This is a genomic window from Nocardia canadensis (genome assembly GCF_032656385.1).
GTDB lineage: Bacteria > Actinomycetota > Actinomycetes > Mycobacteriales > Mycobacteriaceae > Nocardia > Nocardia canadensis.
In genome coordinates this window covers 1091583-1105316 of record NZ_JAVCWB010000008.1, presented here as the reverse complement: position 1 = coordinate 1105316, position 13734 = coordinate 1091583, and the positions used below count along the sequence as shown (strand labels likewise).

15 protein-coding genes are annotated in these 13734 nt (G+C 70.1%); 8 read left to right on the top strand and 7 right to left on the bottom strand.

The features are described 5' to 3' along the window. Window positions 1–4 precede the first annotated feature (4 nt). Complete coding sequence (locus Q7X29_RS18885; RefSeq protein WP_316574882.1) at window positions 5–1171, bottom strand: AI-2E family transporter; 1167 nt, start codon at window positions 1169–1171, stop codon at window positions 5–7. Between the two features lie 144 nt (window positions 1172–1315). On the opposite strand from Q7X29_RS18885, the gene Q7X29_RS18880 reads away from it, so the two are divergent. Further along, window positions 1316–1960 carry a hypothetical protein gene (locus Q7X29_RS18880; RefSeq protein ID WP_316574881.1) on the top strand — a complete coding sequence of 215 codons (645 nt, stop codon included), beginning with the start codon at window positions 1316–1318 and terminating at the stop codon, window positions 1958–1960. A gap of 104 nt (window positions 1961–2064) precedes the next feature. On the opposite strand, the gene Q7X29_RS18875 is transcribed toward Q7X29_RS18880, so the two are convergent. Further along, window positions 2065–2391 (bottom strand): hypothetical protein, encoded by a 327-nt coding sequence (locus tag Q7X29_RS18875; RefSeq protein WP_316574880.1) that lies wholly within the window; start codon window positions 2389–2391, stop codon window positions 2065–2067. Between the two features lie 250 nt (window positions 2392–2641). Between Q7X29_RS18875 and Q7X29_RS18870 the strand changes: the two genes are divergently transcribed. After that, window positions 2642–4270, top strand: a complete 1629-nt coding sequence (locus tag Q7X29_RS18870; protein WP_316574879.1) for an alpha/beta hydrolase — start codon at window positions 2642–2644, stop codon at window positions 4268–4270. Between the two features lie 29 nt (window positions 4271–4299). On the opposite strand, the gene Q7X29_RS18865 is transcribed toward Q7X29_RS18870, so the two are convergent. Then, window positions 4300–5844 carry an acyl-CoA carboxylase subunit beta gene (locus tag Q7X29_RS18865; protein ID WP_218720374.1) on the bottom strand — a complete coding sequence of 515 codons (1545 nt, stop codon included), beginning with the start codon at window positions 5842–5844 and terminating at the stop codon, window positions 4300–4302. A gap of 224 nt (window positions 5845–6068) precedes the next feature. On the opposite strand from Q7X29_RS18865, the gene Q7X29_RS18860 reads away from it, so the two are divergent. Together Q7X29_RS18860 and Q7X29_RS18855 are read left to right on the top strand one after the other, a co-directional pair. Next, entirely contained in the window at window positions 6069–6671 is a 603-nt protein-coding gene (locus tag Q7X29_RS18860) for a hypothetical protein (RefSeq protein ID WP_316574878.1), read from the top strand. Between the two features lie 93 nt (window positions 6672–6764). Then, window positions 6765–8366 carry an FAD-binding protein gene (locus tag Q7X29_RS18855; RefSeq protein WP_316574877.1) on the top strand — a complete coding sequence of 534 codons (1602 nt, stop codon included), beginning with the start codon at window positions 6765–6767 and terminating at the stop codon, window positions 8364–8366. Between the two features lie 9 nt (window positions 8367–8375). Here the strand turns inward: Q7X29_RS18855 and Q7X29_RS18850 are convergent, their stop codons facing one another. Beyond that, complete coding sequence (locus Q7X29_RS18850; RefSeq protein ID WP_218720370.1) at window positions 8376–8708, bottom strand: plasmid stabilization protein; 333 nt, start codon at window positions 8706–8708, stop codon at window positions 8376–8378. Window positions 8709–9105: 397 nt separating this feature from the next. Here Q7X29_RS18850 and Q7X29_RS18845 point away from each other — a divergent pair, with 397 nt between their 5' ends. The 3 genes from Q7X29_RS18845 (at window position 9106) to Q7X29_RS18835 (ending at window position 10979) form a co-directional block, all read left to right on the top strand. Then, window positions 9106–9543 carry an anti-sigma factor gene (locus Q7X29_RS18845; RefSeq protein ID WP_218720369.1) on the top strand — a complete coding sequence of 146 codons (438 nt, stop codon included), beginning with the start codon at window positions 9106–9108 and terminating at the stop codon, window positions 9541–9543. Between the two features lie 76 nt (window positions 9544–9619). Continuing rightward, window positions 9620–10456, top strand: a complete 837-nt coding sequence (locus tag Q7X29_RS18840) for an RNA polymerase sigma factor SigF (protein ID WP_255588271.1) — start codon at window positions 9620–9622, stop codon at window positions 10454–10456. Between the two features lie 109 nt (window positions 10457–10565). Next, complete coding sequence (locus tag Q7X29_RS18835; protein ID WP_316574876.1) at window positions 10566–10979, top strand: STAS domain-containing protein; 414 nt, start codon at window positions 10566–10568, stop codon at window positions 10977–10979. Here the strand turns inward: Q7X29_RS18835 and Q7X29_RS18830 are convergent. The 3 genes from Q7X29_RS18830 to Q7X29_RS18820 are packed head-to-tail and all read right to left on the bottom strand — an operon-like array spanning window position 10937 to window position 12838. Then, window positions 10937–11971: an iron-containing redox enzyme family protein gene (locus tag Q7X29_RS18830; RefSeq protein ID WP_316574875.1), complete on the bottom strand. Its 1035-nt coding sequence runs from the start codon at window positions 11969–11971 to the stop codon at window positions 10937–10939. The two genes, Q7X29_RS18835 and Q7X29_RS18830, sit on opposite strands and share 43 nt — an antisense overlap. Continuing rightward, window positions 11968–12180: a CDGSH iron-sulfur domain-containing protein gene (locus Q7X29_RS18825; RefSeq protein WP_218720364.1), complete on the bottom strand. Its 213-nt coding sequence runs from the start codon at window positions 12178–12180 to the stop codon at window positions 11968–11970. The genes Q7X29_RS18830 and Q7X29_RS18825 overlap by 4 nt, the downstream gene beginning before the upstream one ends. Then, on the bottom strand, window positions 12167–12838 hold the full coding sequence (locus Q7X29_RS18820) for a HemK2/MTQ2 family protein methyltransferase (RefSeq protein ID WP_316574874.1): 672 nt from the start codon (window positions 12836–12838) through the stop codon (window positions 12167–12169). Before Q7X29_RS18820 ends, Q7X29_RS18825 begins: the two co-directional genes overlap by 14 nt. 155 nt (window positions 12839–12993) lie before the next feature. Between Q7X29_RS18820 and Q7X29_RS18815 the strand changes: the two genes are divergently transcribed. Continuing rightward, window positions 12994–13620, top strand: a complete 627-nt coding sequence (locus Q7X29_RS18815) for a TetR/AcrR family transcriptional regulator (RefSeq protein WP_316574873.1) — start codon at window positions 12994–12996, stop codon at window positions 13618–13620. The last annotated feature ends 114 nt before the right edge of the window (window positions 13621–13734 follow it).

The following is a 13734-nucleotide window of genomic DNA, read 5'->3' as shown; positions in this document are numbered from 1 at the left end:
GGCCCTACTCGGTGTCCTCGTCGGCGGTCGGCGCCGGCGCCTTCGGCGCCCGTTTCCGGCGCGAGGCCGTCTGCTCGATGCGCGGATCCTCGGTCACCGCATAGTGTTTGACGTATTCGGACAGGAAAGCCTGTACCGTCGCGGTGGCCGGGATCGCCAGCAGCGCCCCCACCGCGCCGAGCAGCGCACCACCGGCCAGGACCGCCAGCAGCGCGATCGCGGCGTTCACATCGACGGTGCGCGCGGTGATCCGGGGCTGGAGCAGATAGTCCTGGAACCACTGGTACAGCACCGCGAACACGATGATCCAGACCGCGTCGAGCGGGTCCACCGTCAGGGCGACGAGCACCGGGAGGATCGCGGCGATGTAGGTGCCGATGGTCGGGATGAACGCGGAGATCACGCCGAACCACACGCCGAGGGCGATCGGATTCGGGATACCGAGGACGGCCAGGAAGACCCCGTGCGCGATCGCCGAGACGATGGCCAGCAGCACCCGCGAATACAGGTAGCCGCCGGTCTTGTCGATGGCGAGATCCCAGGCGTGCAGGAAGGTCTGCTGGCGCGACGGTGGCAGCAGCGAGCACACGGTCCGCCGGACCCGCGGTCCGCCCGCGGTGAGGTAGATGCTGAACAGCGCGATGGTGAGGAGCTGGACGAGCCCGCCCAGCACGGTGGTCGACACGCCCCAGACATTGTCGGCGGCGGTGCGGGCGTAGCCCTCGATCAGGTCGGACTCGCGCAGGAGCCGCTGGCTCAGATCGTGCATCGTGAAGTGCTGGCCGAAGGTCCGGTTGACCCGATCGATGCCCTCGTCGAGCAGCCGGGGGGTTTCGTGGGCCAGGTTGGTCGTGGTTTCCACGAGCAGGGTCACCAGCGCCGCGAGGAAGGCCAGCACGCACGCGAAGGTGCCGAGGAAGACCAGCGCGGTGGCCAGGCCTCGTGGCACACCCCGCCGGGCCAGCGCGCCGACGGCCGGTTCCATCGCCAGCGAGACGAAGAACGCGACCAGCAGGACGATCAGCAGTCCGAGCAGCCGGCGAAACGCCCAGTCGGCGAGCAGGAACAACCCGAACAGGACGAAGGCCAGCACCATCGCCCGCGGTAGCCACTCGGGCATTCTGGCCCGTGCGGTCGACGGCGCGGCAGTTCCCGGGGAGTCGGTGTCCACGGATCCCAGTGTCGCCCCGCAGGTGCCCACAGTTCGGCACCGACGCGGCCCGACTCGTGTCCGGCTCCGGCCGCCCACTGCACCGGGGTGATACCGGCATCGGCGTTCTAGCGGCTGTCGGGGTGGCCTGTTACGTTGCGCGCCATGAGAGTAGAGGTCGAACACGGTGTCGGTCTGACGCGACGGGTCCTCGACGTGGTGCGGTCGGATCCGGGCCGGTCGATGTTCGAGCCGGTCGCGTGGGTCGGTCACACGCCGTGGGTCGACGGTGCGCCTCGACCGATGTCGGCGGACGCGGTGGCGGCCACGGTGTTCCCGTCGGGACGTCCGCTGTCACCGAGCCTGCGGGCCTGGCTGGCCTTCGACCGCGGCCTGTTCGAGCGGCACGGGTGGTTCGCGGCCGACGGCGGCTTCGCCCCGCGCGGTCTGGACCAGCTGGTCGACGACGAACTGGGACCACCGTGGGGAGAGCTCTACGAGCCGCTGGCCGGGCAGTTCCCGGAGTGTTTCCTGCTGCCCGGCGGCTCGGATTCCCGGCGCGTGCTGGCGGTGGGTGAGCCGGATTCGGTGGGCGAATACCCGGTGCTGGCCCTCGACGTGGACGACAGGCCCTACGCCGGGCTGATGTTCCCGGGATTCGACGTCTACGCGGCCGAGGCGGCGGGTGTGGTGCGGTGTGCGTTCGAGACCTACACCGACCTGGCCGCCGACCCGGTCTACGGCCGGCGCATGCGCGAGCACGCCACGCGCAGGTTCGCGGGCGAACTGTGCGTGGAGTATCCCTTCTGATCGACCTCGGTTATCCGTGTGGCGCGGCGGCGGAGGCGGAGGACAGTGCGCCGCAAGGCTAGGTAGTGCTGCGCGAAGCGAGCGGCGCGGCGTCGGGCGGGCGGTCACGATGATCCGGCGGACGGACCCGCGAATTCGACCGCGCCCGCGGCGTCGACAGTCAGTGTGCCCGCGGTGTCGGCCCTGGCGATCAACTGATCGAGCAGCGCGCGGGCGACCGTGTCGGCCCGGGACTCCTGCGCGGTGCTCCAGACGGTGCGCGACAGCGCGCGCCCGGCGGTCGGGGAGCCGCGGAACGAGCGCACGACGACCGCGTACTGTTCCCGGCCGACCCGGCCGCCCACCACGCGGCCGGTCTTCACGACCGCGATCTCGGACACCTCGTCGGCGCGAATCGCACCCGACCCGAGCAGAATCCACAACGATCCCATGACCTCCAGTGTGCGCGCCGGACAGCGAACTCCCGGCTACGACGCGCCACACCCGGCTCTCCGCGCCGTCGGCGGCCCGGATCGGGACCGGATCACGATTCGGAGCAGCGTCGCAGCGGATCCGGCGGCGGTGCCGTCGCCGGTCGTACAGTTTCAGGTGTCCGTGCGGGGACCGGCTGGTCCTGCGTTCCGGTGAACGTGTAGCACCTGCGCTAGCCGGTGGTCGCTGATCGAACCGTAGGGGACACAGATGAATTCCGCGCCACGAGGACACGGTTTCGGTGGGCTGACCGGTGCGCTGATCCTGGTGTGGCTGTCGTTGACCCCGTCGTTGTTGCCGCGCGGGCCGCTGTTCCAAGGCGTCGTGTCCGGCGCGGCGGCCGCGCTCGGTTACGGGCTCGGCGTCGCGCTCGCCGCGCTGCTGTGGTGGGTGCTCGAACGCGAACCGGCACCGATGCCGGGCCCGCTGCGCTGGGGTCTGGGGATCGTGGCGCTCGCGGGCACCGTGGTGGCACTGATCTGGTACGCGGACTGGCAGCGGGAGCTGCGCGACCTGATGGGTGTGGCGGGGTTGTCGTGGTCGGCCTATCCGATCATGGCGGTGATCGGGGTGCTCGTCTTCGGGGTGCTGCTGGGGGTCGTGCGTGGGGGCCGGGCGCTGGTGGGCTGGGCCGGTGGTCTGCTCGGCCGGGTCCTGCCGGCGCGGGTGGCCGCGCTGCTGGGCGGAATCGTCGTCGTGGCGGTGGTGATCGCGCTGCTCAACGGTGTGGTGGCGAGCGCGTCGATGTCGATGCTGAACGCGACGTTCGAGGCGGTCAACGACGAGACGTCCGCGGACACACCCGAGCCCGCGTCGCCGGAGCGGTCCGGCGGACCCGGCTCACTGGTGAGCTGGGATTCGCTCGGCAGGCAGGGCCGGATCTTCGTGTCCAACGGCCCGACCGAGGCCGACCTGACCGCGTTCAACGGCCGGCCCGCGCGGCCACCGATCCGGGTCTACACGGGGCTCGATTCCGCTGAAACCGTCGAGGCCGAAGCCGAACTCGCGGTCGCCGAGCTGCGGCGGGCCGGCGGCTTCGAGCGGGCCGTGCTCGGGGTCGCGACTACGACGGGCACCGGGTGGATCAACGAATCCACCGCCTCGGCCCTGGAGTACCTCGCCAACGGCGACAGCGCGCTGGTCAGCATGCAGTACTCGTTCCTGCCCAGCTGGCTCTCGTTCATCGTCGACCAGGAACGGGCCCGCCATGCCGGACAAGCCCTGTTCGAAGCGGTGCACGCGGTGTGGGACACGCTGCCGCCGCAGCGGCGGCCGAAGCTGGTGGTCTTCGGCGAGAGCCTCGGATCCTTCGGCGGTGAAGCGGCGTTCTCCAGCGTGCAGGACATGGCCGCCCGCACCGACGGCGTGCTGTTCGTCGGACCGACCGCCACCAACCCGGTCTGGCGTGACGCCACGATGCGCCGTGACCCCGGCTCGCCGGAATGGCTGCCGGTCTACCGCGACGGCCACACCGCGCGCTTCGTCGCGAGCGCGCCCGATCTGACTCGCCCCGACGCGCCGTGGCCGTCCGCGCGGGTGGTCTACCTGCAGCACGCCTCCGACCCGATCACCTGGTGGACGCCGACACTGCTGTTCCGGCAACCGGATTGGCTGCGCGAGCCGCGCGGACCCGATGTCCTGCCCAGCACCCGGTGGCTTCCGGTGGTGACATTCCTACAGGTCTCGGCCGACATGGCGGTCTCGACCGACGTGCCCGACGGGCACGGGCACACCTTCCAGGCCGACATCGCCAACGCCTGGGCGGCGATCCTGGCACCGCCCGGCTGGACCGCGGCCGACACCGAGCGGCTGCGGTCCGTCCTGCGCGACGGGAAGTGAGGTGCGGGCGGGCAGCCGCCCGCACCGGGTCACAGCGGCAGCAGGTGGTGCTTGCGCGGGTAGCGCACGACCTTCTTGTCCCGCAGCAGGTGCAGGGCGCGACGGATCTCGAGGCGGGTGGTCGACGGCTCGATCACGCGGTCGATGTAGCCACGCTCGGCCGCGATCCACGGCGTCGCGATCGTCGCGTTGTAGAAGTCGATCATCTGCTGACGGATCGCGCCGCGCTGCTCCTCGGGCGTCGCCTCGAGCACCTTGCGCTGGGTCAGGCCGACAGCGCTCTCCGCGCCCATTACCGCAATCCGCGCGGTCGGCCACGCCAGGTAGGCGTCACAGCCCAGGGCCTTGGCGCCCATCACGGCCCAGCCGCCGCCGTAGGCCTTGCGGATCACCACGGTCACCTTGGGCACGGTGGCCTCGACGTAGGCGAACAGGAACCGGCCACCGCGCTTGATCACGCCCGCCTTCTCCTGCTCCACGCCGGGCAGGAAGCCGGGGGTGTCGACGACGAGCACCAACGGGATCTCGAAGGCGTTGCAGATGTGGATGAAGTGCGAGGCCTTGTCACTGGCCTTGGCGTCGAGCGCGCCGGCCAGCACGGTCGGCTGGTTGGCGACCACACCGACGGGCCTGCCGTCGACGCGGGCGAAGCCGGTGATGATGTTCTCGGTGGCGGCCGCGCCGATCTCGTGGAACTCGCCGTCGTCGAAGATCCGCAGCAGCACATCGTGCATGTCGTAGACCATGTTGTCGGAGTCGGGGACCAGCTTGTCCAGCATGAGGTCGGACTCGGTGATGTCCGGCTCGAGGCCGGGATTGACGATCGGCGGGAGCTCGGTGGAGCTCGACGGCAGGTAGCTCAGGTAGTTGCGCACCCACTCGAACGCGGCGGGTTCGTCCTTGGCGATGTGGTGGATATTGCCGTAGGCGGCCTGGTTGTAGACACCGCCCAGCTCCTCCATGTCGACCTTCTCGCCGATGGCGTCCTCGATGATCTTGGGACCGGTGACGAACATGTGCGCGCTCTCGGTCGCGACCACGACATCGGTGCAGATCGGCTGATACACCGCGCCCGCGGCACAGTTGCCCAGGATGAGCGAGACCATCGGCACCGCGCCCGACAGCGGTTCCATCATGGTCGCCAGCTCGCCGTACCAGCGCAGCGAGGACACCGCCTCCTGCACCCGCGCGCCGCCGGAGTCGTTGATGCCGACGAGGGGACAGCCCATCTTGCCCGCGAGGCCCATGATGGCGGCGACCTTGCGGCCGAACATCTCGCCGATGGTGCCGCCGTAGACGGTCTGGTCGTGCGAGAACACCGCCACCGGCCTGCCGTCGACCAGACCGTGTCCGGTCACCACGCCGTCACCGTAGAGGGCGTTCTTGTCGGTGGGGTTGCGCACGAGGGCGCCGATCTCGACGAAGGTGCCCGGGTCCATGAGCATGTTGATGCGGTCGCGGGCCGAAGGTATGCCCTTGCGCGCTCTCTTGGCGGCTCCCGCCTCTCCGGCCGGTTCCTGCGCGAGCTCCAGCTTCTCTCGCAGGTCGGCAAGCTTTTCGGCAGTAGCACTCATCGATTACATCCAGGTTGTCGCAGTGGAACGCCGGCACCGCGTCCGGTGGGCGCTAGTCACAGTACCGGTGCCCACCACGCACCGGTGGTGTCCGGGTTTGTGATCGACCACGAAATGCCCTCCGACCGTTGGGTACGCGAGCCGCCGTGGCCTTCGTGGCAGTGTCTGCACTCATGCACTCCGTGCAAGGACATTGCGCCGTCGAGACGGGTAGCGTGCCGGAGATGGAAACGGTGGGGGAGTTCGTCGTCGGGGTGGATGTCGCCGCTGTCCAACGGTCGCGCGCATCGATGCTGACGCTGTCCGCGGTGTCGGCCTGGGTGGAGGTGGCGGTCGCGGTATTCGTCGCGGGCATGACCGCACTGCTGGTCTGGCTGGCGGGGCCGATCGGTCTGATGGAGTTGCCCGTCGTGCTGATCTTCGGTGTCGACGGGGTGCGCAGACTGCGTCGCCTGCGCGAGATGCGGACGACTTGGCAGGCCCAGGGGGTGCCATCGACATCGATGCGGCTCTCACCCGCCGGACTGCGATTGAGCATCGACGCCGCGGCGGATTCGGTCTTCTTGCCGTGGGACACCGTCCAGGGATTGCGCCTGCGCCGTCGGCTGGGTCACGACCTGCTCGTGGTCGATCTGTTCCCGGGAGTGGGGCCGCAGACCGTGGGAGTCCGCGGGCTCGACCACCCCGATGTGCAGCGCATGCTGCGCAAGAAGGTCGCCGGCACGCGGGGATGGCGGACCGCCGTGCGCATTCTCGATCAGCCGGTGGCGGCGATCGACCATGTCGCCGCGCGACTGACCGGCGGGCGGGTGCGCGTCCACGGATAGGTGCGGGGAACCCACCCGGCCGGATTTCTAGAACACGTTATAGTTGGGTCGGACGGTGACGACGGGGTCGGCGTCGGCTCGGAAGGTGGACTGGTGCGGGCTTGGGACTGTGCGGCCGATGTCGTGGTCGTCGGGTACGGCGGGGCAGGGGTGGCCGCGGCGCTGACCGCGCGGGAAGCGGGCGCCGACGTACTGGCGATCGACCGGTATCTCGGCGGTGGGGCGACGGCGCTGTCCGGCGGCATCGTCTACGCCGGTGGCGGGACCTGGGTGCAACGCGACGCCGGCATCGATGACGACGTCGACACCATGCTCGCCTACCTGGAAGCCGAGGTCGGGGACGCGGTGAGCGCCGCGACCCTGCGCCGCTTCTGCGAGCAATCGCCGGCGATGATCGACTGGCTGACCGGGCACGGCGTGCCCTTCCAGGCGTCGCTGTGTCCCTTCAAGACCTCCTACCCGTCCGACGACTACTACCTGTACTACTCCGGCAGCGAGAACTCCGGCGGATACCGGGATCTCGCGAAACCACGTCAGCGTGGTCACCGCGCTCACGGTCCCGGTGTGTCGGGCAAGGCGTTGTTCGGGCCGCTGGCCGCCTCGGCGGCCAGGCACGGTGTGCGCGTCCGGACCAGAACCCGGGCGACCCGGCTCGTCGTCGAGGACGGCCAGGTGACCGGCATCGAGGCGGTCACCCTCGACGGTGCGCCCGCGGCCGTGCGCCGCCGCTTCGCCGCCCTGGCCCGGATCTCGGCGAAACCCGGCGTGTACCACCCGGGTCTGCGCAACGCGATGGAAGCGCTGCTGGCCCGGATCGAACGCAAACACGGCACGCCGGTGCGGATCCAGGCGAAGTCCGGCGTCGTGCTCACCACGGGCGGATTCATCGCCAACGGCGCGATGGTCGCCCAGCACGCCCCCGACTACCCGTGGTCGCAGGGCCTGCCGCTGGGCACCGCGGGCGACGACGGCAGCGGCATCACCATGGCCCAGGCGATCGGCGCCGCCAGCGGCAAGATGGACGCGCTGTCGACCTGGCGCTTCATCGCCCCACCCAGCGCCCTGTTCGGCGCGATCGCCGTGAATGCGCTGGGTCAGCGCATGATCGACGAATCCCGCTACGGCGCCGCGCTCGGCGCGGCCGTGGCCACGAGTCCCGGCCACCGGGCATGGCTGCTGGTCGACGCGGAACTCGAAGCCGAGGCGCGCGCCCAGATCGGACCGCAGTCGGTGTGGTTCCAGCGCATGCAGACCGAGCGATTGCTGCGGATGGGGCGCGCCCGCGGCCGGACCGTCGAAGAGGCGGCCACCCGCGCGGGCGTCGACGCGGCCGCGCTGCGCGAGACGGTGGACGCCCACAACCGCGCTATCGACCACGATCTGCCCGATCCCCTCGGGAAGCCCGACGACATCCGCCGCCCGCTCCGCACCGGACCCTTCACCCTGCTCGACATCTCGTTCAGCGCCCGGCTGACCTACCCGATGCCGATGCTCACCCTCGGCGGCCTGCTGGTCGACGAGGACACCGGCGCGGTCCGGGCCGAGGCGGGCGGAATCGTGCCGGGCCTGTTCGCGGCGGGACGCGCCGCGGTCGGCATCTGTTCGAACTCCTATGTCAGCGGACTGTCGCTGGCCGACTGCGTCTTCTCCGGTCGCCGCGCGGGCGTGCACAGCGTGGCCCTGCGGGGGAGCTGACGCGAGGGGTCAGTCCCGGCCCAGCGCGTGGGCCAGCTGCTTCTTGTTCATCTTCGAGCGGCCCTCGATATTGCGGTTCCGGGCTTCCTCGTAGAGCTGATCGCGGGTGAGCCCGCGCGGTCCCTTCCGGTGCGCACGCTGACCACCGCGTCGCCCGGAGGACATATCCGTCCGGGACAGTCTGCTCGACGTCTTCGATTCCCCCGCGCGGGCGCGCTCCTTGTTGACGGTGCGGGCGGCGACCTCCTCTGCCCTGTCCTCGCCGACGCCACGGTCGCGCTGGGATTGCTTGATGTGCTGGTACTGGCGTTCGCGCTTGTCGCTCCACGCCTGCTGCGGCATGACCGCTCCCTCCTGCGGTGAGGTCCGATCTCGTTCATCGTGGCCGTACCCGGCGTCGGGAGGGGGAAACAGCGCGTGGCCACGGATTCCCGCGCGGGACTCCCGTGCTCGGGTCATCGATGCCTTCGTGACCCCGGCGAAGTACTTCGCGTGATCCATCGCGATTGAGGTCGGCGGTGGTGGGTACGCGCGCCGTATGGAGGTCCTGCTGATCATTGCGCTCGTAGTCGTCGTCGCGGTAGTTCTGCTGAACCGAAGACGGTCCCCGAAGCGGCCCGACGAACCGGAGTCGACCGGGAACGACCCGAAGTGATGCCCGGATTGTCCTGTGCGAGAAGGACAGCGGACGCGGGGTAGTCTGCGACCATTCGGTGGAGGTGTGCGAGGGAGGCGGCGCGTGCGAGACGAAGATCGTGAGACGACGCCGCGATCGAGAACGGTCGGATTCCAGGTCCAGGCCGAACTCGATCAATTGACCATGGCGCACGCGCTGGCCGAGACCGTTCTGCTCGTCGAGGGTTTCGCCCTCGACGAGATCACCGATCTGCTGCTGGCGGTGGACGAGGTGGTCACCGCCCTGGTGTTGGTCGCCGCGCCGGCGGCCGTCATCGAATGCACGCTGACCGGCGGCGACGGCGCGCTCGGTGCCCGCATCGCCACCCACGCCCGCACCCCGGTGGCGATCGACGAGAACGCCTTCGGCTGGCACGTCGTCGCCACCCTGACCGACGCGCTGAGCACCCACTACGAAGACTTCGATCCGCGCGGCAACGGCTACCCGACCGCCGTCGAATTCGGCTGGATCCGCCGGGTGCGCGGACCAGCGGCGTCCTGATCCACGCATAGTTTCCCGCCGGAAGGGGTATACCGGAGATATCCGAGAACACCGCCCGGAAGCGAGGCAACTGGCGATGACATTGGAAGCCCCCACAGCCGAACACTCGACCGCCCAGCGATCCCATTCGCGTGGTGACAGCTACGACAACATCGAACCCTGGTTCGAGAAGATGCGAGCACTGCCGCCCGGTGACGAGAACTACGCGGCCGTCCGGGCCGAAGTCATCCGCCTGTGTCTGCCGCTGGCCGATCACATCGCCCGGAAATTCACCGGCCGCGGGGAGCAGTTCGACGATCTGGAGCAGACCGCTCGGGTCGGACTCCTGCTGGCTGTTGACCGGTTCGACGTCACCCGCGGCTATACCTTCCTGTCCTTCGCGATCCCCACGATCATGGGGGAGGTCCGCAGGCATTTCCGGGACCGCACCTGGGCCGTGCACGTCCCGCGCAGGCTCAAGGAGATCCAGCAGCTGATCGGCCCGGCCACCGAGGACCTGTCCCAGCGCCTGGGCCGCGTCCCCAACGCCCAGGAGCTCGCCGCCGAACTCGATGTCGACCTCGTCGAGGTCACCAGGGCGCTCGTCGCGAGCAACGGGTACCAGACCAACTCGATCGACGGGTTCACCCAGGACGATCGTGACAACTCCGCCCAGCCGATCACCGACACCCTCGGTGCCGACGAGCCGTGCTATCAGCTGACCGAGGACGCGATCGCGGTCCGCCCGCTGATCGCCGCGCTGCCGAGCGAGGAGCGCCGCGTGCTGGTGATGCGGTTCTACGAGAATCTGACGCAGAGCGAGATCGCGCGGCGCCTGGGGGTCTCCCAGATGCAGGTCTCGCGAATCCTCGCGCGCACCTTGGGGTCGCTGCGCGAGCAGGCCCTCGGCGAGGAGCCGATGCCCGCGCAGTGACAGCGGTGCACGCGCGTGCCAGAATCAATCCAGGTTGAGACGTCCAGCCACCCCGGTCCGTCGCGGTGCCCCGCGGCGGTCCGCAACGCCCTCTCGAGCGGGAGGCCCCATGGCTGTCGTCGCTGGTCGTCGGCATGCGAGCCGGTTGCGCTGGTACCTCGGATCGTCGCGTGGGTGGGTGGCGCGGCGATTGCGACGTGCCGGTCGGCCCGGCTGCTGGGTCCTGTTCGCCGGTCCTGAGCTCGATGCCGCCCATCGACCCCAACTGCGGGCACTGCTGGATCGCACGCGAAGTTCCGGAACCCGGGTGATGGTCCTCGATCTGCGCGAGACCGAATTCCTGAGCATTCGCGTCGCCGCCTCGCTCGCCGAGATCAAAGCCGACGCCTGGCGGCACGGGATCGAACTGCGCCTGGTCACCGGCGGCGCGGCGGCCGAGCGCGCACTGGAACTGGTCGGTGTCCGCCAGCTGTTTCGCTACTACACCTGCGTCGACGACGCGGTCAGGCCGCCGATCGACTGATCCCGCCCCGCGATCAGCGATGTCCGCTCCGCCGCCCAGCAGCTCAGCACGTGGTCGGCGAAGCGGTCCTCGAGCAGCGAGGTCGCCTGGATGCCGAACACGACGGCGGCGGCGGCGTCGGGTTCGGCATCGAGCAGCGCGCCGATGACGTCGTGGCGCATCACCTGCTCGTGCACGGCGTCGGCTTCGACATGCTCGGCGTAGAAGTGCGCGCACGCGGGGTCCGGCAGCAGGGTGCGGGCGAGCTCGGCGAAGCGGCGCGAGGCCGGCGACGAGGTGATCTCGGCGGTCGCGAAATGCCCGATCGAGGCGGCCCGCAGGCCACGATGCAGTCCGAACAGCGACATCATGTCGACCAGTGCCAGCATCGGCGCGGGCACCACATCCAGGTAGTGCAGATAGCGGGGATCGAGCCCGGCGCCGGCGAGCAGGTCGGCGTAGAGCCGCGCGTGGACGCGCTCGCCTCGGCCGCCGCCGAACTCGTCGAACTCCACCGCGACCAGCGCCGCCTTCGCCGTCCCGCGCAGCCGCGGGATCACCCAGGCGTAGGGGTCGGCTTCGATGTGGTGGTAGATCGAGCGGTGGACGAAGTACTCGCGCAGGTGATCGGCGGTGCCCTGCTCGGCGAGGAATCCGGCGATGCCGACGCCCTCGGGTGACGGTTCCAGGAGGCGGTCGAGTTCGCCGGTGACATCGGCGCCGCCGGGAACATCGGCGCGCAGGGCCGCGAGCAGGTCCGCCTCCAGGGTCGTGCGCAAGCGCAGCAGGCCCGGATCCCACTCCCAGTCGTCGTCGACGCCGGCGAAGCCGTGATAGTGCAGTTCATAGCAGGTGTGCAGGGCCAGCAGCAGATCGTCGCCGTAGGGGTCGTGCCCGGCGCCGGTCGGCGCGGTGGAACCCGGTGGGAGTGTCAGCAATTCGACGACCCCGGCGGAAAGGTCACCGCGCGGTGCGGGCAACTGGCGGTGGGGCGCGACGTCGACGGTCCTCACGCCGAGTCCGCCTGTTCGCGCCGACGGCGCAGGCGATGGCTGGTGTCGCACAGCGGGTAGATCGAGGAGCGCTTGCACAGGCACAGCGCGACCCGGAACCGATCGCAGTGCAGCACGCTGCCGTCGGGGGTGACCAGATCGACCGGACCGTCGATCAACGCGGGGCCGCTGTCGACGAGGACGACGCGCCTCGGCTCAGGAGTGGTCACCGACGGGACACGATGTTCGGTCGACACGGATCACCACCAATTCCTCGTGACGCTGTCCGGGCGCGAGATGGCCCTGCGCGGCCAGCCAACCGGCGCGCGAGCGCAGGACCGGCCCGAACGAGATGGTGTCGGAGGTGACCACCCTGGCATCGACACCGCGATCGCGCAGCTGCGCCAGACTGCGGTCGGTATCGCTCATCGCCGAGTGCACGATCAACCCGACGCCGCGTTCGGTGAGCAGATCGGGCAGCGTCGCGCACAACCGGTCGAGCACATTCCTGCCGTCGGGTCCCGCGTCCCAGGCGAGCGCGGCGCCGCGGGCGGTGTGCGCCGCGGAGGGGACATACGGCGGGTTGGCCAGCACGAGGTCGAATCGCGCCAGCCGCAGTGCGGCGGTGAAATCGCCGTGCAGCAGTTGCACCGTGACGCCACGGAGGCGACAGTTCAGCCAGGTCGACATCAGCGCGGGCCAGGACAGGTCGACCGCTGTGACACTGTGCGCCCCCGCCGCGGCGGCGGCCAGGCTCAGCACGCCGGTGCCGGCGCAGACGTCCAGCACGCGTCCACCGCCCACCGGTGACAGCTCGCGCAGCGCTCGGCACAGCAACCAGGTGTCGGCCTGCGGGCGGTACACGCGCGGAGCGCGCACAACCAGCACGTCAGCGCTCCGCGACGGGTCGGCGAATTCGGGTCATGTGGACCGAATGCCCCGAGAGTGCCGGGGCAATCAGCACAGGACGGCTCGGTCCGCTGCCGCCGCAATTTTGCACACCTTTGCGCAGGTGTGGGAGGGTGGTGGGTGAAAGGACGTACGTGACTGCGACGACGCACTCGACCACCGCAGGCCTCGGGCCGCGCGCACTGGCCAACCGGCGACGGATCATCGCTGTGGCCGGGGACGAGTTGTTGCGTAATCCACTGGCGAGCATGGAAGACATCGCCGCCGCCGCGGGCATGGTCCGGCGCACCCTCTACGGTCATTTCCCCACCAGGGAAGCGTTGATCGACGGCATGCTCGACGAAGCCTTCGAGCAGGTCGATCGGGCGCTGGACAGTATCGACACCGCGCAACCGCCCGCCAGGGCGATCGCCGATATGGCGGTCGCGCTGTGGGCCGTCGGCGACGGGTTCCAGCTGCTGCTCCGCCTGGAGGAAGCCGGGTCGCGGGCGCGGATGACCGACCGGCTCGCGCCCGTTCGCGCCCGCCTGGTCACCTTGATAGCCGCTGGTCAAGCCGACGGAACCTTCGCCGATCACCTTCCGCCCGCGGCGGTGTCCAGGGTACTCACGGCGCTGGTGCTCGCCTTGCTGAACGCGCACAGCGACGGTGAGTGGGTCGATGCGGACGCCGCGCGGGACGCGGCCCTGGCGTGCCTGCTCGCGACGGGCGTCGATCGCCGCGCGGCCGCCGAGATCGCGCACGTCGCCGCGCGGCACTGACCGCGGTCTCGCGGCAGCGATCGCACCTCGAAACACGCTGTCCGCGAGGAGATCCGGGTGTGCCGTCGGGCACGCAGCCGGGGGTCTGTGAGTCCCCCCACGACCGCTTGCACA

Excerpts from the sequence above, each read along its gene's own strand:
- Q7X29_RS18835 (WP_316574876.1), top strand. The coding sequence starts at position 10,566 with ATGGCTGTCGTCGCTGGTCGTCGGCATGCGAGCCGGTTGCGCTGGTAC.
- Q7X29_RS18865 (WP_218720374.1), bottom strand. The coding sequence starts at position 5,844 with ATGAGTGCTACTGCCGAAAAGCTTGCCGACCTGCGAGAGAAGCTGGAG.
- Q7X29_RS18850 (WP_218720370.1), bottom strand. The coding sequence starts at position 8,708 with ATGCCGCAGCAGGCGTGGAGCGACAAGCGCGAACGCCAGTACCAGCAC.
- Q7X29_RS18870 (WP_316574879.1), top strand. The coding sequence starts at position 2,642 with ATGAATTCCGCGCCACGAGGACACGGTTTCGGTGGGCTGACCGGTGCG.
- Q7X29_RS18875 (WP_316574880.1), bottom strand. The coding sequence starts at position 2,391 with ATGGGATCGTTGTGGATTCTGCTCGGGTCGGGTGCGATTCGCGCCGAC.
- Q7X29_RS18840 (WP_255588271.1), top strand. The coding sequence starts at position 9,620 with ATGACATTGGAAGCCCCCACAGCCGAACACTCGACCGCCCAGCGATCC.
- Q7X29_RS18860 (WP_316574878.1), top strand. The coding sequence starts at position 6,069 with ATGGAAACGGTGGGGGAGTTCGTCGTCGGGGTGGATGTCGCCGCTGTC.
- Q7X29_RS18880 (WP_316574881.1), top strand. The coding sequence starts at position 1,316 with ATGAGAGTAGAGGTCGAACACGGTGTCGGTCTGACGCGACGGGTCCTC.